Below are 18,601 nucleotides of genomic sequence, written 5' to 3' on the forward strand. Positions count from 1 at the left end.
GAGGTCATAAGCCGATTTCTTCCAGAAGGAAATACGCCTTCTTACAGGAATCGTCTTATGCCTGTCGTCCCTGGGCAGTCGCCTCCACATTTCAGTTTGTCTAGTTGCGGCTCCTAGGGACTCGGGGTCCGCAGGACAAGGAAGGCTCCGTCAGCAAATCTTTTGACACGAAGAAAAAAGCAGTAGCTTTTTTGAAGGATAAACATCGCTCGACCGAAAGCGGCAGCTGTTGGGAGGATGCGGGTCATGCAGACGTTGCCACAGGACATGGCGCTTTTAGTCTGCGTTCCTTTGTGGACAAGGTGCACTGCGCCATTCTTATACTCGATATTTGTTTATGAAGTTATTGATTTGTATGGAGCAAAATTTCAAAGCCGTCTTCATTCTCTTCAATATATGAATGATTCGGCGCTGTAAGGACATTTTTTGCACATACCATATCTGAAAAAGAAATTCCAGCATGGTAGGCAAACAATATAATAAAATAATGGACATAATGTGGGAAAATAAAACATGCTGTCAGCAGCAAGCAATTTATCACGATTGTCGGCGCCAAAATGGCAGTCAGGAAAAGCTGCTTTGAAATAGGTTCAGTAATCCTGATATAGATAATTGGCATTATGCCATATCGAAATGTCACGCGTTTATTAACGATTTTTCCTAGATGCATGATAGGCAAATAATGAAGCAGCTTATGAAGCGGGTATATAAACCATAAAGCTGCCGAAAAGAATATGAAGTAGTTATCGTAAAAGGATTCGTGCATAAATAAATAAGTAGCAGGAACATAGGCAAAAATAAACGTAGCCAGCATGGTTAAGGAAGACAATATAAAAAGTCTTTGCGATCCATATTGCTTCGTGAAGTTAATCGTCTTCCAGCAGTTCATCATAACAGTACCCCCATAAGGAGAGAATAGTAATCTTCCAAACTCACTAAGATACTTTACGATGAATATAGAAAAAAATCAATAGGGAAAAGCAGAGCATTTTGTCGAAAAAAATCTTTTTTTAAAAAGGGGAAAATTCGAGATACACAGGGAAAGGGAGGGCAGTATATGTGAAGTTGTGAGCAATATGGCACAAGACACAAAGCGAATGTGATGCATTCGCTTTGTAAGGGTTGGCATTCCAAAAAGGAAGCAGAATTATTATTTTTCTATACAAGTTCCTTCTCAACAGTTTCTTTTTTCTTTAATTTTCCTTCCTCGTCCTCAAATTGATTTTCCAGGTTGGCGAATGATTTCTCAAAGATTTCCATAAAATCGTCACCGTAAATATTACGGACGATTGCCATAATTTCAATAATATCGGGAAACTTGCCATATAGGTCTCTTAATGGAAGGGCACCTGAAAACACAGCATTTTTATCCGGTGAATAGGTTTCCATTAAGCTTAGTAGAACCTTTTCTCCATCTTCAGTCAATTTGATATAAGTATTTCTTTTATCGCTCTCTTTTTTCGAGAATTGAAGAAAACCTCGTTCTTCAAGTTTTTTGGAAAAATTGAATGCAGTTGAAACATGCATTACTCCAAACTTTGCTACATCGGAAATAGATGCTCCATTCAAGTGATAAGCAATCCATAAAATATGGTGCTCGTTAATATTCAAATCATAAGGTTTAATCCATTGCTGCCAGTCCTTCTCAATGGACTTCCATAGAGCCTTGCTTAATTGTGCAATTCTTTGGCTGAAAATCATTGCTTCCTTCATAGATACTGGTTTATCCGACATTCAATTATTCACCTACTTTGAAATATTGATAAAAAACTTCTTTTCTATTAGAGCTCCAGCTGGTCTTACTTCTTTCTTATTATCATTATGCCAATAAAACAAAAATTAATAAAGATATAATTTACAAAATTTTTAGAAATATTATTCTGCATTTCTATAAAGGGCTCTAGGATAAGCATTTTAGCACCATTTACGAATAAGAAAAAAATGAAGCATTTTTATAATATATTGGTTTTCTCCTAAAAACGAAAAAATCCTTCTTTTTTAACCAAATAAAAAGAAGGACATTTTTGTAGAGCTATTTATTAAGGTTCAAGTTTGCTTCAAGTTCGCGGATAGCAGCTTCTATTTTCTGTAATTCCCGCTGCAGTTCCTGCTGATGGGGACGAATTTCGTTTTTCCAGTTGTTTAGGGAGAATTTAATGTCTTTTGAAAACTCTTTAAAGGCTGTTTTTCCTTCTTTAGATGCAAAGGAAGCTGAGCTTTTTATATCCATTATTTCAGCCTTTAAGTCTGTTAATTGGCTTTTAAGAGTTTCTTTGCTGTCTTTTAAGTATTGTCTTGCTTCCCTTCCGGAGGCAGGTGCTGTTAATAGTGCAGATATGCCTGCAGCAGCACCGCCAGCAAGGAATCCGAGCAATAAAGATTTGGCTTTCATGACCTTCACCTCAAAATCTGTTATATGTCTATTTTACTACATAATCCGTTTTACCAAAGCTATAAATTAACAAACTCTTCCTATATCTATATATCACAAAACGCGGAAGGGTAAACTATATCCTCTCATAGCTGGCCATGTTTTGGCATACAATTTCACTAAGGGACATTCCAGCTTGTGGAACGAAGGGGGGCGATTGGTTGGCGGGAGCGGCCGTTGGCTTATTCGCATTTAGTGTGGTGCTGTTTTTAGGGGGAATACATTTTTTGCTTTCAATAAAAAAACCTGGAGTCTACCCTCCGAAATATGTTCTTAAAAAAAGGGCTGCTGCTTTAGCGGCAGGTGGAGCCGTGTTATTCTTGCTTGCTCTGATTGTAGGGAGTTTTCAATAAACAACATAAGAAAAGCGCAAGAGCCTTGACCTTGAGGGGGAAGGCTGCTTGCGCTAGACAGTTATCTAAGTTCAAAGGGATATAAATTCTGATAACACAAAAAAGCCCGCAGGCTGCGGGCTTTTGATATTCATTTACTGGCTAACCGTTTGAGTAGTCAGTTTTGTTCTGTTTGCGATAGACTTTGCCACCGGGTAAAGGATAATCATAGCGACTGTATTAACGGCTGCAGCCGGCAATACTACTGCTGCAAATAAGGCAGCAAATGGTCCAGGAAGTCCGGCGATCAGGAATGCTGAAGTTAAAAATACAATTCCGGAAATGATGGTTCCAACCGCTGTTAGTACAGCAGCACTGACAATGGATTTGCGGAATTTCTTCAGCGCTAAATAAAAGGCGAAAAATGCAAATGCTGTGACTGGCTTATCTATGATATTAGGGATTAGACCACCAGGGAAGGTTGTAGTTAGCCCGGAAATTAAACCGGTTACTAGTCCTAACAGCAAAACGCTTTTTTTATCCGGAAAAAGGATAATTCCCAAAAACATCATTGTAAGCATCATATCGGGCTTCATTCCAAGGAAAAATCCCGGAACTACTGCGTGCAGCACTGCTCCCATTCCAGCCAATAGGGAAAGGGCGACTAAATTCTTCGTATTCATTTCTCATCTCTCCTCTGCTATTCTCGAACTCTTTTAATCTTGTTTCTCCTGCAGTGCACTCTTTGCCTGCAGCCAAAAACTTTACCTTATTATAACATATCTAACCTTAAATAAAAGGTGTAAGACTTTTTAATATTTGTTTTTGAAGGTTGTCATGAATTCAGCAAGCTTATGGACATGTTCGGGCGGAACAGCGTTATAGATAGATGCACGACAGCCCCCAATAGAGCGGTGTCCGCCTAGGCCGACAAAGCCAGCTTCTTTTGCCTGCTGCAAAAAGTCTTTGGAGGCTTCTTCGCTATGCAGGTTAAATGTAACATTCATCAGTGATCTGCTGTCTTGATGAGCATGCCCTAGATAAAAGCCTTCACTTTCATCTATGACATCGTAAAGAGCTTTTGCTTTCTTCTCATTCATTTTCTGGATTTGCTGAAGGCCTCCCTCCTCTTCTGCCCATTCAAGCACTAAGGATAGCAGATAGATTGCCAGAGTAGGTGGTGTATTATATAAGGAGTTATTGCTGGCATAAGTATTATAATTCAGCATGGCTGGCAAATTTTCAGGCGATTTATTCAAAAGGTCTTTGCGGATTATGACCACAGTAACTCCGGATGGACCAAGATTTTTCTGGGCTCCCGCGTAAATTAAATCAAAATTATTTATATCTAAGGGCCGGCTTAGAATATCACTTGACATGTCTGCAATCAATGGATTTTTCTCATTTGAAGGGAACGAATGCCACTGTGTCCCGTAAATGGTATTGTTGCTCGTTATGTGAAGATAAGCTGCATTACTTTGAATATCTGCATTATATTCCGGAATAAAACGGTATTTCTGATCTTTGCTTGAACCAGCAATTAAAGTACTGCCGATTTTATTTGCTTCTTTTAATGCTTTCTCCGACCAAGACCCGCTTAACACATACTGGGCAGTTTGGCCTTCTTCAAGCAGGTTCATTGGAACCATTGAAAACTGAAGACTTGCCCCTCCTTGGATAAACAGAACTTCAAAGTCATCAGAAATGGTTAAAAGTTTTCTTAGAAGCGAAATAGCTTTATCATGTACTGTTTGATATTCTTTGCTTCTGTGGCTAAGTTCCATAACTGCCATTCCGCTGCCATTAAAATTCAGCCAATTTTTTTCTGCTTCTTTTAAAACCGCTTCAGGCAAGGCAGCAGGGCCTGCATTAAAATTAAGTGCCCGGTTCATTAATTTCCCTCCAAATTCAAATAATAAGATAAATAATTTACTATAATGCTGTGAAGAAATAAAGATATTTTATATGTTATCAAAATTTACAGTTTTGTACAGAGAAAATAATGAACATTTAGAAAATTAATCAAAGATGGGTAGGCAATATCATAGAGGAAAGCAGAGTAAAAAGCTTTCCTGCGGTTACAGGAAAGCCTTCATGGATTAAAGATGTTTATTGATGGCTTCTGAAATTTCCTGGAGGTCCGATGCGGTGTATTCTGATTGATGCGATTTCCATACAACACCTAAACCGTCACCATTGCCATAACGCGGAATTAAGTGAGAATGAAAATGGAAAACAGTTTGACCTGCCAGTTCGCCGTTATTGTTAAGCAAGTTTAAGCCAGCTGGATCAAACTCGGCTTTAATGGCTTGTGCAATTTTAGGGACAGCTTCGAAATAATTCCGGGCTGTTTCCGTATCCATTTCATATATGTTTTCCTTATGTACCTTTGGGATTACAAGTGTATGTCCTTTTGTGACCTGGCTAATATCCAGAAATGCCATTATATGTTCGTTTTCATATACCTTGGCTGCAGGAATGTCACCATTAATAATTTTACAAAAAATACAATCACTCATTTTAAAACAGCTCCTATCATATTTTCATTCTTTTTACACGATTTTACCATATTCAGCAAAAAAACGATAAAGCTGACTATCATAATTGTTAGCTCATGCACATAAGGATTAGGAATATTTGGTTTAATTACATGAACATACAGAAGTTGATTGGCTTGTCAGACTGGCTAATGTATGCTCAATAGTAAAGGCAGGATCCGCATGGAATCCTGCCTTCGGTGAAGGGGAAGCTTCTTTTAGTACGTTTCTACTTCAGGACATTCTCTTTGACAAACACCTCATTTTTTAAATGAATGTGTTTATTCTGGAGAAAATCGATCTTTGTTCAATCGGACCATCCCCTTAATTCTTTATAGCTTACTTGGGCGTATAAAGCATGGATGATAGTCTTTAACAAACACCTCATTTAAAAATGACTTAGTGATCCCTTACGGGTAAAGCGATCAAGTGTTTAAGATCATAAGGTTATTCACACTATTGTGCAATGCAACCATCCCCTTGTTAGGAACGTTTGAAGCTTAGACTGAAAGGAAACTGTCTGCAACAGACACCTCATTTCGAGTTTTGATCATTCGATTGAATCAAATGACTTGTTTTCCCCTTCATAAATTAGAATGCCCGCTTTTGAATTTTATATGCAAGCGATTTTGAAGATTTTTTTCCAAACTGGACAACTTACTTTGGCTTTTTTTACAATAGTCATACAAGCATACGGGAAGGACGTTGAAAATGGCTTTATTAGAGATAAGAAATATGACAGGCGGCTATACAAGAAACCCGGTATTAAAGGACGTTTCTTTTGAAGTGGGGCAAAATGAAATTGTGGGGCTGATTGGTCTGAACGGAGCAGGAAAAAGTACGACAATAAAACATGTAATTGGCCTGATGGAACCTCATAAAGGCAGGGTCACGATAAATGGCATGGAATTTCTTAAAGATAAGGAGGGCTACCGCAAACAATTTACATTTGTTCCGGAAACCCCAATTCTTTATGATGAGCTAACTCTAGAAGAGCATTTGAGAATCACAGCCATGGCCTACCGTGTTCCGGAAGCAGAGTATAAAAAAAGACAGGAAAAACTTCTGAAGGAATTTCGAATGGAAAAAAGACTGAAGTGGTTTCCTGCCCATTTTTCAAAAGGAATGAAGCAGAAAGTCATGATTATGTGCGCTTTTCTGGTGCAGCCGTCTTTATATATAGTTGATGAGCCTTTTGTAGGGCTTGATCCGCTTGGGATCCAGTCACTGCTTGACCTAATGAAGAAAATGAAGGAGAGAGGGGCGGGCATTCTAATGTCTACTCATATACTTGCCACTGCGGAAAGATATTGTGACCGCTTCGTTATTTTACATGAAGGAAAGGTAAGGGCAAAAGGCACTTTGGCAGAGCTTCAGGAGCAATTTGACATGTCGGGTGCGACTCTTGACGATTTATATATCCAGCTCACAAAGGAAGAAGACTATGTTTGATGAAAAACAATTATGGAAGGAGCGGTTCGGAAGGACAAGCAAGGAGCTTTCCCGCTATCTGCGATATATATTTAATGGCCATATTGTCATTGTCCTGGTCTTCCTGCTTGGCACAGCAGCATACTATTATCAGGAATGGCTAAAGACGCTGCCGGAGCCATTTCCTGTTTCAGCAGTAATGGCAGTTATCCTGGCAATTTTGCTTACATACTGCCCGATTTATACCTTTCTTTCAGAAGCGGATAAAGTATTTCTTCTGCCGCTTGAAAATCGGCTTTCTGGCTATTTCAAACGTTCAATGATGGTAAGCTTTTTAGTGCATGCCTATCTCATTGTCATGGGACTCGGGGTTCTCATGCCGATCTATGCCCGTGTGAATGAAGGTGATTTCAGTGCATTTCTGCCGTTTTTGCTAATTATGCTCGCAGCCAAAGCACTTAACTTGCTAATCCGCTGGAAAGTCCAATACTATGTAGAAACGAATGTTCATCGATTGGATACCCTTGTTCGATATGCCATCAATGCTGTGTTTCTATATTTGCTGTTCTCTGGCGCATCTTTAATATTTTTGCTGGCTGTCGGAGTACTCTTTGTCGTGCTGTATATCTATTTTAGGGCAAGGTCAAAAGAAAGAGGCCTTAAATGGGAACTCTTGATTGATCAGGAAGAAAGAAGAATCACATCATTTTACCGGCTGGCCAATATGTTTACTGATGTTCCAAATTTAAGAGATCGCGTAAAGAGGAGAAAATGGCTCGACTGGCTGCTTGGAAGCATCCCGTATAAGCAGGAAGAATTATTCAAAAACCTTTATGCGAGGACATTTCTCCGATCAGGGGATTATTTTGGCCTGTTTATTCGCTTAACCATTATTGGGGGGATGGCGATTTATTTCATCTCCTATGGAATGGGCCAGGTTTTGATGGTGCTCTTATTTATGTATCTAACTGGATTCCAGCTTTTGCCGCTTTGGAACCACCATCAAAATAAAATATGGGTAAATCTTTATCCAGTTCATGGAGGGTATAAAGAAAAAGCCTTTAAACAATTGCTGTCAGCCATTTTATCTCTTCAAACTCTAATGCTTTCTTTAGCTGTTTGGGCAAATGGAGATTGGAAAGGTTCCCTTCTATCCTTAGCTGCAGGCCTGCTTTTCGCTTATGTATATACCCACTTTTATATTCAAAAGCGTCTTGGAACCGCTGATAAAAAATAATGAATCTTTTTCGTGCTGTTTTGCGTATTTATATCAATCCTGACAAAAGGAAGGTAATCCATGAAGCAGTATGAATTAAAAGCTTATCAGGAGATAGAGGAATGGAGAAGGCAAATCAATAAACGTTCGAGCCTCCTTAACCGACTTTCAAAAAAAGCGCAAACCAAGGTGAATAGCCTAATTCCTGAAAAAGCACATAAAATTATGACAGATAGCATTAAGAATATGGTTAAAGCAACGCTTATCGGATCCCATGCAACAACCAGAAAAAACCAATCTCCCGGAAGCACGTTGGCTGATATGGATCAAAAGCTGGAGAGAAAGATTGCCGCTTACCGCAAAACAGCTGCGGTTGAAGGAGCTGGAACAGGAGCGGGAGGAATCCTCCTTGGGTTAGCTGATTTTCCTTTGCTTTTAAGCATAAAAATGAAATTCCTATTTGAGGCAGCTTCTATATACGGATTTGATGCAAATGAGTATGAAGAGCGCCTCTATATACTTCATATCTTTCAGCTTGCGTTTTCAAGCGATGAAAGAAGGAAAGAAACCTTTAAACTGATTGAAGAATGGGAAGACCGCAAAGAAGGATTGGCAGAGCTCGATTGGAAAGTGTTTCAGCAGGAATACCGTGACTACATCGACTTTGTGAAAATGCTTCAGCTCGTGCCTGGAATAGGTGCAGCCGTTGGAGCATATGCGAACTATAATTTGCTTGACCATCTGGGTGAAACAGCTAAAAATGCCTATCGCCTTAGATTATTTAAAACAGCCCCACGGCCTGATTAGGCAGGGGCTGTTTGAGTTTTTGCAGGCATGAACAATTTGTTTGAACAGCTATAACCGCATTCCTAAAGAAATAACAAACGAACTTTCAAAAAGAAAGTGGGCTAGCACACTGGACCATTTTCCTTCCTCCTATTGTCCTACCTCAACTGAATCTGTGCTTTCTTTAAAACTGTGATAATTTAAAACAGCTGCGCCGAGTGTTTTTGCAGCGATTAGCATGGCTTTTTCGTCAATATCAAACTTAGGATGGTGGTGCGGATAGTTCTCATCTGCGTGTTCCGGCTTGGCACCTGTAAAGAAGAAGGTTCCTTTTGTATGCTGGAGATAATACGCAAAATCCTCCCCCCCCATTTCAGGGTCAGCTTCTTCAATACTATTGATGTCATTGATTTTGCCTGCACATTCAACCAGGTATTCTGTTTCTGCTTTATGGTTGACCAATGCAGGATAGCCTCTATGGTAATTGTATTCATAAGAAGAGTCTGCGGTATAGCAGGTTCCTTTTACAATGCGCTCGATTTCTGCCTCGATATTGGTGCGCACATCTTCATTGAATGTACGTACTGTGCCGATCAATTTAGCTTTATCGGAAATCACATTAAAGGCGTTATCAGCCACGAATGAACCGATAGTAACAACAGCGGAGTCAATCGGATTAATCTTTCTGCTGATAATTTGCTGAAGGTTAACTACAAGCTGTGAGGCTGTTACAATCGCATCCTTTGTTTTATGGGGCTGAGCTCCATGTCCGCCTTTTCCTTGGACTGTAATTTCAAATCTGTCTGCAGCTGCCATAAATGGTCCCACTCGATATTGAATTTTTCCTGTTGGCTCAGATGCCCATAAGTGAGTTCCGAAAATGGCATCTACTCCATCCAGACATCCATCTTCGATCATCGAAATGGCTCCGCCTGGTGCATATTCCTCTGCATGCTGGTGAATCATCACATATGTGCCTTCCAATTCTTCACGCAATTCATGAAGGGCTTTCGCAAGTATAAGCAAAGTGGCTGTGTGTCCGTCATGTCCACAGGCATGCATGACGCCCGGGACTAAGGACTTGTACGGTACATCCTTCTCATCCTGGATTGGCAGCGCATCAAAGTCTGCTCTTAATGCGATTGTTTTTCCGGGCTTTTCACCATAAACTTTGGCGACAACACCGTTGCCTCCTACATGGGCCTGGACTTCTATACCCAAATTCTCATAATAGGTTTTGATATAATGGGCTGTTTTTTCTTCTTTGAAAGATACCTCAGGATGCTGATGAAGATAACGTCGGATTGATACCATTTCTTCGTAATAGCCTTCAAGTTTGGTGAATAAATTCTCTGACATGCCATTCTCCCCTAACTAATTTAATTTTTCCATTATTATAACATTCTTTAATAAGATGAAGAGGGATTTATCCGTTTCTGTAAATTTTACATAAAAAAGGTGGAAAAAGAATGATAATATAGATGGAGGCAGATTGAGGTATATTATGGAAGGGGTTAGTGTGATTGGAAATGCGAAAATCTAAGTGGGCATATGTTTTTTTGATTGGATCAGCTGCTATTTTTCTATATTTTTTATTTGCTGTAAAAAGTGGGGAACAAATAAGCTTTGACCGCTCACTATCAACAGTTTTTACAGGCCTTTTCCCGGAGAGCACTTATCCCTTTTTTGAGTTTATGGATGGCCTGGGTGGCAAAATTGGCGTGGGAATCGTTACCCTGATTTTTTTGATTATGCTATGGGTTAAGCATGGGAATTATGCGGCCATGGCAGCACTTGTTTTTGCCGTTGCTATTGGAAATGAGGTAAACAAGTGGCTGAAAAATACAATTGGCAGGGCGCGCCCAGACCAGGAACATTTGGTAAGTGTAGCAAGCCTTAGTTTTCCAAGCGGCCATGCCATGATTGGCATGATTCTCTATACTTTTATCGCATTTGTAATTATAAATGGGCTAAGGACTTCAAAAGCAAAATGGATTACTGGCGTTTTGGCGGGGATTTGGATTTTTCTGATGGGAATAAGCCGGATCGTTATGGGGGTACATTATCCTTCTGATGTTGCAGCCGGATTTGCAGCAGGTTTTATTTGGGTGTTCCTGTCGATTGTCCTTTATGAAGCAGTAAAAGCAAAGACCACTAAGGTAAGCTATAAAAAACACTCTCCCAAAATTAGCCCTTAAAGAAAATGCATTGCATACAAAAAAGAGGCTACCTCTAAAGCGATAGTCTCTTTTTTTGTGCTGAGTTTAAATAAGAAACATGGCGATAATGGTTGTAACAATCAAACCAATTGTGACCGGAAGAAGGTTTCTTCTTGCAAGCTCGAAGGCATCTACATTACAAATGGCAGCGGCAGGAATTAATGCCCATGGAACCAAAGTTCCTCCGCCAACCCAAATAGCAGCTACCTGGCCAAGAGCAGTCAATGTAGCAGCGCCTGTACCAAGTGCTGCTGAAAATAAATTAGCAATCGAGCCTGCGAGTGAAATTCCTGAGAACCCCGATCCATCAAGGCCGGTAATGGCACCTACAGCTGTTAAAGTGATGGCACCGACTTCTTTGCTTAAAGGTACAACGGATGCAAGCCCGACACCCAGGTCGTTGACAATTCCATGGGAACCCGTTGGCAGGTAGTCTCCAATCATTTTCGTGAATCCAGAATCCCCCAGGTAGAAGAAAGCTGCAATTGGAATAACTGGGCCAAATACTCTAAAACCAAACTGAAACCCTTCAATTAAATAGCTAGTTGTTTTTTCCAGCCCTTTATTTCGGTGGGCTGCAAGCGTAATGATTAGGAGGATAAAAATCGATGTACCGCCTACTAACGCAGTGGCGTCACCGCCTTGTAAATTTAAAATAAACATCGCTGCCACGTCAGCTGCAAACAATAGAGGAATCAAAAGGGCAAAAATCCTTTTCTGATTAAGGGAAAGCAAATGAGTATTGCGGCTATCTGCATGAAGCTCGTTTGGCGAATCCTTTGTAATGCCCGTTGCTGCTGTCAGTTTTCCGTTCTTCATATCCCTTTTAATCAAATAAAAAGCGGTAATAGTGGTGACTGCACCCATCACAATAACAAGCGGGATACTCGCTGATATGACATCACCCACTGGCAGTCCAGCTGCATCTGCTGTTAGCTTTGGTGCAGCCTGGATAATGTAGTCGCCTGATAATGCAATTCCGTGTCCAAATAGGTTCATTGCCATGGCAACGCCAAGAGCAGGCAGTCCTACACGAATCGCTACTGGGAGGAGTACTGCACCCATAAGAGCCACAGCTGGAGATGGCCAAAAGAACCAGGAAATGACCATCATTAATATCCCGATTGTCCAATAGGCCAGTGCGGGGGTTCTGATAAACCTGGCAAAAGGAGATATCATTACATCATTTATACCGGTTGTTGATAGTGTGCGGCTCATTGCCACTATAATTGAAATGACAAGTATAGTAGAAAGAAGCTCGGTAATAGCAAATATAAAACTTGTAAAAATGCTGCTTACTGACCCGCTTAAGGATCCTGTCGCAGTGAGGGCAATCAAAAAGATCCCTGCTATACAAACAAGTGTTGTATCTCTTCTCATGACCATAAAGCCGATGATAAAAAGAATAAAAAGTACATATAGCCAATGAATAGCGGTTAATTCTGCGCCCATCTCAAATCCTCCTTCCGAATTCCTTGGTAGAAGCGCCCCTCTGGGCGAATCACCCGGTTTGGAATGTAATACAAAATATGATGGAATGGGAAAGTTGTGATAAGTATTGAATCAGACTTAAGACGGAGGAGGAAATACTCTGGGAACCGTTTCAGTGAATGGGATGGTTGATAGAATAAAGTTAAAACAGGCTTAAAGGAAATGGTTTAGTCTTTAGAGAATATAAGAATAGGAGAAAAGAAGGAAGGAAACGCCAATGAGATACAGGTCAGTCAATCAAATACTCCTCACAGTAGGTTTATCGAAAATGGGAGTTCTTCTTCTCCCATAAACATCGGTGTCATTTCCTTGGAAATAAAAGAGCTATTTGTCGCATTTTATCCTTTCATTATTTTAATGAGGGGTGCCTATTAAAAGAAAGGCCGGATATCGTCCTGATGGATCTCCCAATGGAAGACGGGAACGGGATTGAAGCAACAAGGGAGATATTGAATTGCTGCCCCAGCAGCAAGATCCTAAGCAAAATGGGCGTTTCTGACCGACCCAGGCTGAAGTTATGCCAATAGAAATGGCATTATAATGGCATTATAAAGAAACAGGCATAAGATAAGCGCAGGGCGCCTTGACCCCGAGTTCCTAGGAGCCGCAACTAGACAAACCGAAATGTGGAGGCGACTGCCCAGGGACGACAGGCATAAGACAAGCCCTGTAAGAAGGTGTTCTTCCCTTCTGAAAGGGATTGGCTTATGACCCCGAGTTCCTAGGAGCCGCAACTAGACAAGCTTGTGACCTCGAGGAGGCAGGCTGCTTGTGCTAGACAGTTCTCTAATTTCAAAGGGATATAAATTCTGATAGCCTAAAAAAGGATGAGCATTCGTGCCCATCCTTTTCAATTTTTATTTTGATACTGCCTATTCATCCTCGGGGATATAGTACTTCGTCACATAGGAAGGGCTTGAAAAAATTTGTGGCTGTCTGTCAATACCGCTTTCTGTCCCTCGTTTTTCGTGTGCTTTTTCATATGCATATGAGTCCTGCCAATCCCTAAAGGATTTCTCATTTTGCCATAGGGTCAGGATAATATAGGTGTTCGATTCAATCGGACGCAGGACCCGGATCGCTGCGAAACCAGGTTCATTTTCGATAAGGCCAGCCCTGTTTTTAAAACGGTGTTCAAAAAGAGGCCTGCCTTCATCTGTAACAGGAATGTTATTCAGAACTGCGAATCTCGCTTGATCAAAGGAACCCGAAGAATCGATCACTTCGTAGGAACGAGGCTCTTTAAAAATGGTATCTCCTGATGTTTCATGAATTAATAAGGCATTGCCAGGATTCTGCATGGTGATTATGTTTTCATTGGGATGTTTTTCTTCTATTTTCTTTAAGTAGTCATATGTTCCGATAGTCATATATATTTTCATTTTTTCACCTCAGTAACATTATTTTTATCCCATTATAAACATACGGACATCCAGTTCATAATTTTAGTAGGTTTTAGCGTTTAATTCTCTAATTATTTCCCTTATATAGACATTAAAAAACGTCTATTTTTTGACATTTGGCATTCAAATCTATACAAGAACAGTGAAAAAAGGATATATTCATTAAAGATAGACACTAGCGTGTTTCTAATTTGGATACATATATATTACAATAATATGCAGACAAGTCTTGAAAGGTGGATAAAATTTAATGACTAAATCATTTAACGATACATTTTTAAGGGCTGCCAGAGGTGAACAGACTGAACATGTCCCTGTTTGGTATATGCGCCAGGCCGGCCGTTCACAGCCCGAATATAGAGCCATAAAAGAAAAATACTCACTTTTTGAAATTACGCATCAGCCGGAGCTATGCGCTTATGTGACAAGGTTGCCGGTTGAACAATATAACAATGATGCAGCGATCCTTTATAAAGATATCATGTCGCCTCTTCCTGCTATTGGAGTGGATGTGGAAATAAAGTCAGGCATTGGACCTGTCATCTCAAATGCAATCCATTCGCTTGCCGATGTAGAGAAGTTAGGTGAAATACATCCAGAAGAGGACGTTCCATACGTTATGGATACCATTAAACTGCTTACACAGGAGCAGTTAACGGTGCCTTTAATCGGCTTTGCCGGTGCACCATTCACTCTTGCCAGCTATATGATCGAGGGCGGGCCATCAAAAAATTATAATAAAACAAAAGCATTTATGTATGCAGAATCAAAAGCTTGGTTTGCATTAATGGATAAGCTTGGTGAAATGACCATTACTTATGTGAAATCCCAGATCAAAGCAGGTGCGAAAGCAATTCAAATTTTTGATTCCTGGGTTGGTGCATTGAATGTCGAAGATTACCGTTACTTCATTAAACCAGTGATGAATCACATTTTTTCTTCCCTAAAAGAAGAACATGTACCGCTTATCATGTTTGGTGTCGGAGCAAGCCATTTGGCAATGGAATGGCAAGAGCTGCCTCTTGATGTAGTGGGGCTTGACTGGAGACTTCCAATCGGGGAAGCAAGAGCGAAGGGCATAACTAAAACAGTACAAGGGAATCTTGATCCGGCTATTCTCCTTGCTCCTTGGGAGGTTATCGAGGAAAAAGCAAAGGCAATTCTGGACCAGGGCATGGCCCAGCCAGGTTATATTTTTAATCTTGGGCATGGAGTTTTCCCTGAAGTGAATCCTGACACGCTAAAAAGGTTAACAGCTTTTATTCATGAGTATTCAGCTTCAAAACTGAACAATTAGTCCATTGCTGTTTTCTTAAAGTTTGTTGCAACCAAGTTCAACAAATGAGTTGATTGGAGCGGAGGGCATTTGACTCCTGCGGGAGGAGATGGAGTGGGAGACCCCACAGGCGAAGCCGAGGAGGCTCTCATTCCTTCCCTCGGAAAGCAAATGCCCGCAGCGGAAATCAGCGGACAGAGTTTATTAGTAAAACAACATTCTTTGAGAAAGTGCCTATAATTAAAAGCCGCTCTTTTTTGCCAGCAGATATTCCATGCTTTTTTGCGCACTTCATAAGCATTAGTGTTGGTAATCCGGTTATTTTTTGGCACAATAAGGGACTAGAGAAAGAAAATAATTGAGGTGGATAACATGGGTAAAAAGACGATGGGATTGCTTGTAATGGCTTATGGCACTCCTTATAAGGAAGAAGACCTTGAACGTTATTATACACATATCAGAAGAGGAAGAAGACCTTCTGAGGAAATGCTTGAAGATTTAAGAAGCAGATATAAAGCAATAGGCGGAATCTCACCCCTTGCAGATATTACGACAAATCAGGCTAAAAAGCTTGAGCAGCATTTGAATGAAATTCAAGATGAGTATGAATTCAAAATGTATTTAGGTCTCAAACATATTGAGCCGTTTGTTGAAGATGCAGTCAAGCAAATGCACGAAGATGGAATTGAAGAGGCTATCAGCATTGTTCTGGCTCCCCATTTTTCCACATTCAGCGTGAAGTCCTATAACGGGAGGGCAAAGGAGGAAGCCGAAAAGCTGGGCGGACCAGTTATTAACTCTGTAGAAAGCTGGTATAAAGAGCCTAAATTCATTAAATATTGGGCTGATCGGGTTAAAGAAACGATTGATCGGATGACATGGGAAGAAAAAGATTCTGCCGTTTTAATCGTTTCCGCTCACAGCTTGCCGGAAAAGATTCTGCAAGCTGGAGATCCATATCCTCAGCAGCTGCAAGAAACAGCTGATTTAATTGCAGAACAGGCAGGAGTCAGCGATTATGCTGTAGGGTGGCAAAGTGCAGGAAATACGCCTGAACCATGGCTTGGCCCTGATGTTCAGGATCTTACCAGAGAACTTTTTGAAAAGAAAGGTTATAATGCCTTTATTTATACTCCTGTCGGTTTTGTGTCTGATCATCTGGAAGTGCTATATGACAATGATTATGAATGCAAGGTTGTCACAGATGAACTGGGTTCAACCTATTACCGCCCGGAAATGCCAAATTCCAAGCCTGAATTTATTGAGGCCATGTCTGATGCCATTTTTAAGTTGCTGAAAGGGAGCAAAAAAAATAAGTAAAGAAGGCGATTTACTATGCAGGAAGAGAGACGGAAGGTTGTAATTATCGGAGGGGGAATCACTGGCCTTGCTGCAGCCTATTATTTGCAGAAGGAAGCCGAGGAAAAAGGATTGCATTTGGATGTAAAGCTGGTGGAAGCGTCACATCGACTGGGCGGTAAAATCCAAACGATCAAAAGAGATGGCTTCGTCATTGAAAAAGGCCCTGATTCATTTTTGGCCCGAAAACAAAGTGCGTCCCGGCTTGTCAGAGAAGTTGGCATGGAAAAAGAGCTTATCAGCAATACTTCAGGAAAGTCCTATGTACTTGTTAGGCAGAAGCTTTATCCAATGCCAGGCGGATCGATTATGGGGATTCCAACTCAAATCGCTCCTTTTATTACAACCGGATTATTCTCGCCTGCAGCGAAGGCAAGAGCAGCTGCTGACTTTGTGCTGCCTCGATCCAATCCTGCGCATGATCAGTCACTTGGTGAATTCTTTCGCAGAAGGCTGGGGGACGAGGTTGTTGAAAACTTGATTGAACCGCTTCTCTCCGGCATTTATGCAGGAGATATCGATCAATTAAGCTTAATGGCAACATTCCCGCAATTTTTCCAGGTGGAGCAGAAGTATAGAAGCTTAATTATGGGAATGAAGAAGTCCACTGGTTCACAGCCAATAGAGTCAGGACATTCCAAGAAAAAAGAGGGGATGTTTTTAACAATTAAGTCTGGGCTCCAATCGCTTGTCGATGCAGTTGAAAGCAAGCTTGAGCCTGGATCTGTTCTTAAAGGGCACCGAGTAGTATCTATTAGCAAAAACGGCCGCGTCTATACCATCAATATGAATGGGAGAAAAGAGCTGCAGGCAGATAGTATCGTGATGGCAGCTCCTCACCACACGGTAAATTCAATTTTTACCGATTGGGGGCTATTTGGAGAATTTAAGGGAATGCCTTCCACCTCTGTGGCAACTGTAGCTCTTGCTTTCCCAGAAGAAGCAATTGAGAATGATATTGACGGTACAGGATTTGTCGTTTCGAGGAATAGTGATTACACGATTACAGCATGTACATGGACCCATAAGAAATGGCCTCACTCCACTCCTAAAGGAAAAGCGCTTCTTCGCTGTTATGTAGGAAGAGCAGGGGATGAAGCCGTTGTAGATTTATCTGATGATCAAATGATCAAGATTGTGCTTGATGATTTGAACAAAACCATGAATATCACGGCTAATCCTGACTTTGCTTACATAACAAGATGGAAGGATTCTATGCCCCAATACACAGTTGGGCACAAAGAACGGATTGAAAGGGCTAAAAAACAGGCTAAAGAAAATCTGCCCGGGTTCTTTTTGGCCGGCAGCTCCTTTGAAGGCTTAGGAGTTCCCGACTGTATTGATCAGGGAGAAAAAGCGGTCCAAAGTGTTTTAAGTTATTTGTATAGCAATAAGAAAGAAGCTGTCCCATCGTGACAGCTTCTTTCTTGTATGGTTGCCTCTATTTTCAATTGCTTTTTTGGAAAAGATATGATAAATTACTTTTTGTACAAATTGACCGGAAATCTCATTCGGTCATAATGATGTGAGGTGAAGAAATGTCATTCGATCGGAAACAGCAAATTTTAGAAGCAGCCACGAAATCTTTTTCTTTGTTCGGTTATAAGGCAACAACCATGGAGCAGGTTGCAAAGCTATCGAATGTAGGAAAAGGTACGATTTATACTTTTTTCAAAAACAAAGAAGAGCTTTTCGATGAAATAATTCGTTCACTTATTGCAGAGATGAAGGCTGCTGCAGATGAAGCAATTGACCCTTCTCTTTCTTTTTACGAAAATGTTCATCGCGGTTTATATAAAATACTGGAGTTTCGCCTTAAACATCAGCTTACCATTAAGCTTTTCCAGGAAGAAAAAGAAATGGGAACACCTGCTGTAATGGAAGTCATTGGCCAGTTGGAGGATGCCATTTTAAATTACCTCAAGGATAAAGTGTCCCTGGCTATCGAAAAAGGTGTAATTCGGGAATGTGATCCGGAACTGACTGCGTTTGTCATGCTTAAAGTTTATATTGCCTTAATTTTTGATTGGGAGCAGCATCATGAACCTTTGGAGAAGGAAAAGATAGCGATGCTATTTGAACAATATATTATGAAGGGATTATCTCTTTAGATAGTCCTA

Annotated in this window: 18 protein-coding genes; 9 read left to right on the top strand and 9 right to left on the bottom strand. The window is 40.6% G+C overall.

Annotated elements, in window-relative coordinates; translation table 11 throughout:
- Positions 1 to 343 precede the first annotated feature (343 nt).
- The 6 genes from NCCP133_RS04865 to NCCP133_RS04895 all read right to left on the bottom strand — a co-directional run bounded on the left by NCCP133_RS04865 (position 344) and on the right by NCCP133_RS04895 (position 5,282).
- On the bottom strand, positions 344 to 892 hold the full coding sequence (locus NCCP133_RS04865) for a DUF3267 domain-containing protein (protein ID WP_264803812.1): 549 nt from the start codon (positions 890 to 892) through the stop codon (positions 344 to 346).
- Positions 893 to 1,158: 266 nt separating this feature from the next.
- The gene (locus tag NCCP133_RS04870; protein ID WP_264803813.1) at positions 1,159 to 1,734 is read right to left on the bottom strand and encodes an HTH-type transcriptional regulator Hpr; all 576 of its coding nucleotides are present in this window, start codon (positions 1,732 to 1,734) and stop codon (positions 1,159 to 1,161) included.
- Between the two features lie 298 nt (positions 1,735 to 2,032).
- Positions 2,033 to 2,392 (bottom strand): YtxH domain-containing protein, encoded by a 360-nt coding sequence (locus NCCP133_RS04875; protein WP_264803814.1) that lies wholly within the window; start codon positions 2,390 to 2,392, stop codon positions 2,033 to 2,035.
- Positions 2,393 to 2,918: 526 nt separating this feature from the next.
- The gene (locus NCCP133_RS04885) at positions 2,919 to 3,446 is read right to left on the bottom strand and encodes a tryptophan transporter (RefSeq protein WP_264803816.1); all 528 of its coding nucleotides are present in this window, start codon (positions 3,444 to 3,446) and stop codon (positions 2,919 to 2,921) included.
- A gap of 129 nt (positions 3,447 to 3,575) precedes the next feature.
- Positions 3,576 to 4,655 carry a 3-phosphoserine/phosphohydroxythreonine transaminase gene (serC, locus tag NCCP133_RS04890; RefSeq protein WP_264803817.1) on the bottom strand — a complete coding sequence of 360 codons (1,080 nt, stop codon included), beginning with the start codon at positions 4,653 to 4,655 and terminating at the stop codon, positions 3,576 to 3,578.
- Between the two features lie 207 nt (positions 4,656 to 4,862).
- A complete protein-coding gene (locus NCCP133_RS04895) occupies positions 4,863 to 5,282 on the bottom strand; it encodes an HIT family protein (RefSeq protein WP_264803818.1) in 420 nt (139 codons plus the stop codon).
- A gap of 729 nt (positions 5,283 to 6,011) precedes the next feature.
- Here NCCP133_RS04895 and NCCP133_RS04900 point away from each other — a divergent pair.
- Genes NCCP133_RS04900 through NCCP133_RS04910 form a run of 3 tightly spaced genes read left to right on the top strand, consistent with a single transcriptional unit; the run spans position 6,012 to position 8,754 of the window.
- Positions 6,012 to 6,752 carry an ABC transporter ATP-binding protein gene (locus NCCP133_RS04900; RefSeq protein WP_264803819.1) on the top strand — a complete coding sequence of 247 codons (741 nt, stop codon included), beginning with the start codon at positions 6,012 to 6,014 and terminating at the stop codon, positions 6,750 to 6,752.
- Entirely contained in the window at positions 6,745 to 7,968 is a 1,224-nt protein-coding gene (locus NCCP133_RS04905; RefSeq protein ID WP_264803820.1) for an ABC transporter permease, read from the top strand. Before NCCP133_RS04900 ends, NCCP133_RS04905 begins: the two co-directional genes overlap by 8 nt.
- Positions 7,969 to 8,028: 60 nt before the next feature.
- Complete coding sequence (locus NCCP133_RS04910) at positions 8,029 to 8,754, top strand: EcsC family protein (RefSeq protein WP_264803821.1); 726 nt, start codon at positions 8,029 to 8,031, stop codon at positions 8,752 to 8,754.
- 129 nt (positions 8,755 to 8,883) lie between these two features.
- Here the strand turns inward: NCCP133_RS04910 and NCCP133_RS04915 are convergent, their stop codons facing one another.
- The gene (locus NCCP133_RS04915; RefSeq protein ID WP_264803822.1) at positions 8,884 to 10,092 is read right to left on the bottom strand and encodes a M20 family metallopeptidase; all 1,209 of its coding nucleotides are present in this window, start codon (positions 10,090 to 10,092) and stop codon (positions 8,884 to 8,886) included.
- 170 nt (positions 10,093 to 10,262) lie between these two features.
- On the opposite strand from NCCP133_RS04915, the gene NCCP133_RS04920 reads away from it, so the two are divergent.
- Positions 10,263 to 10,931: a phosphatase PAP2 family protein gene (locus tag NCCP133_RS04920; RefSeq protein WP_264803976.1), complete on the top strand. Its 669-nt coding sequence runs from the start codon at positions 10,263 to 10,265 to the stop codon at positions 10,929 to 10,931.
- 66 nt (positions 10,932 to 10,997) lie between these two features.
- On the opposite strand, the gene NCCP133_RS04925 is transcribed toward NCCP133_RS04920, so the two are convergent.
- Entirely contained in the window at positions 10,998 to 12,404 is a 1,407-nt protein-coding gene (locus NCCP133_RS04925; protein ID WP_264803823.1) for a hypothetical protein, read from the bottom strand.
- Between the two features lie 911 nt (positions 12,405 to 13,315).
- Positions 13,316 to 13,825 (bottom strand): antibiotic biosynthesis monooxygenase family protein, encoded by a 510-nt coding sequence (locus NCCP133_RS04935; protein WP_264803824.1) that lies wholly within the window; start codon positions 13,823 to 13,825, stop codon positions 13,316 to 13,318.
- Positions 13,826 to 14,096: 271 nt separating this feature from the next.
- Between NCCP133_RS04935 and hemE the strand changes: the two genes are divergently transcribed.
- The 5 genes from hemE to NCCP133_RS04960 all read left to right on the top strand — a co-directional run bounded on the left by hemE (position 14,097) and on the right by NCCP133_RS04960 (position 18,592).
- The gene (gene hemE, locus NCCP133_RS04940; RefSeq protein ID WP_264803825.1) at positions 14,097 to 15,143 is read left to right on the top strand and encodes a uroporphyrinogen decarboxylase; all 1,047 of its coding nucleotides are present in this window, start codon (positions 14,097 to 14,099) and stop codon (positions 15,141 to 15,143) included.
- Positions 15,144 to 15,236: 93 nt separating this feature from the next.
- On the top strand, positions 15,237 to 15,362 hold the full coding sequence (locus tag NCCP133_RS04945) for a hypothetical protein (protein ID WP_264803826.1): 126 nt from the start codon (positions 15,237 to 15,239) through the stop codon (positions 15,360 to 15,362).
- A gap of 132 nt (positions 15,363 to 15,494) precedes the next feature.
- Positions 15,495 to 16,442 (top strand): ferrochelatase, encoded by a 948-nt coding sequence (gene hemH / locus NCCP133_RS04950; protein WP_264803827.1) that lies wholly within the window; start codon positions 15,495 to 15,497, stop codon positions 16,440 to 16,442.
- Positions 16,443 to 16,457: 15 nt separating this feature from the next.
- Positions 16,458 to 17,897 carry a protoporphyrinogen oxidase gene (hemY, locus tag NCCP133_RS04955; RefSeq protein WP_264803828.1) on the top strand — a complete coding sequence of 480 codons (1,440 nt, stop codon included), beginning with the start codon at positions 16,458 to 16,460 and terminating at the stop codon, positions 17,895 to 17,897.
- Between the two features lie 122 nt (positions 17,898 to 18,019).
- Positions 18,020 to 18,592 carry a TetR/AcrR family transcriptional regulator gene (locus NCCP133_RS04960; RefSeq protein WP_264803829.1) on the top strand — a complete coding sequence of 191 codons (573 nt, stop codon included), beginning with the start codon at positions 18,020 to 18,022 and terminating at the stop codon, positions 18,590 to 18,592.
- Positions 18,593 to 18,601: the final 9 nt, after the last annotated feature.

The sequence above is a fragment of the Cytobacillus sp. NCCP-133 genome (assembly GCF_026011715.1).
GTDB lineage: Bacteria > Bacillota > Bacilli > Bacillales > Cytobacillaceae > Cytobacillus.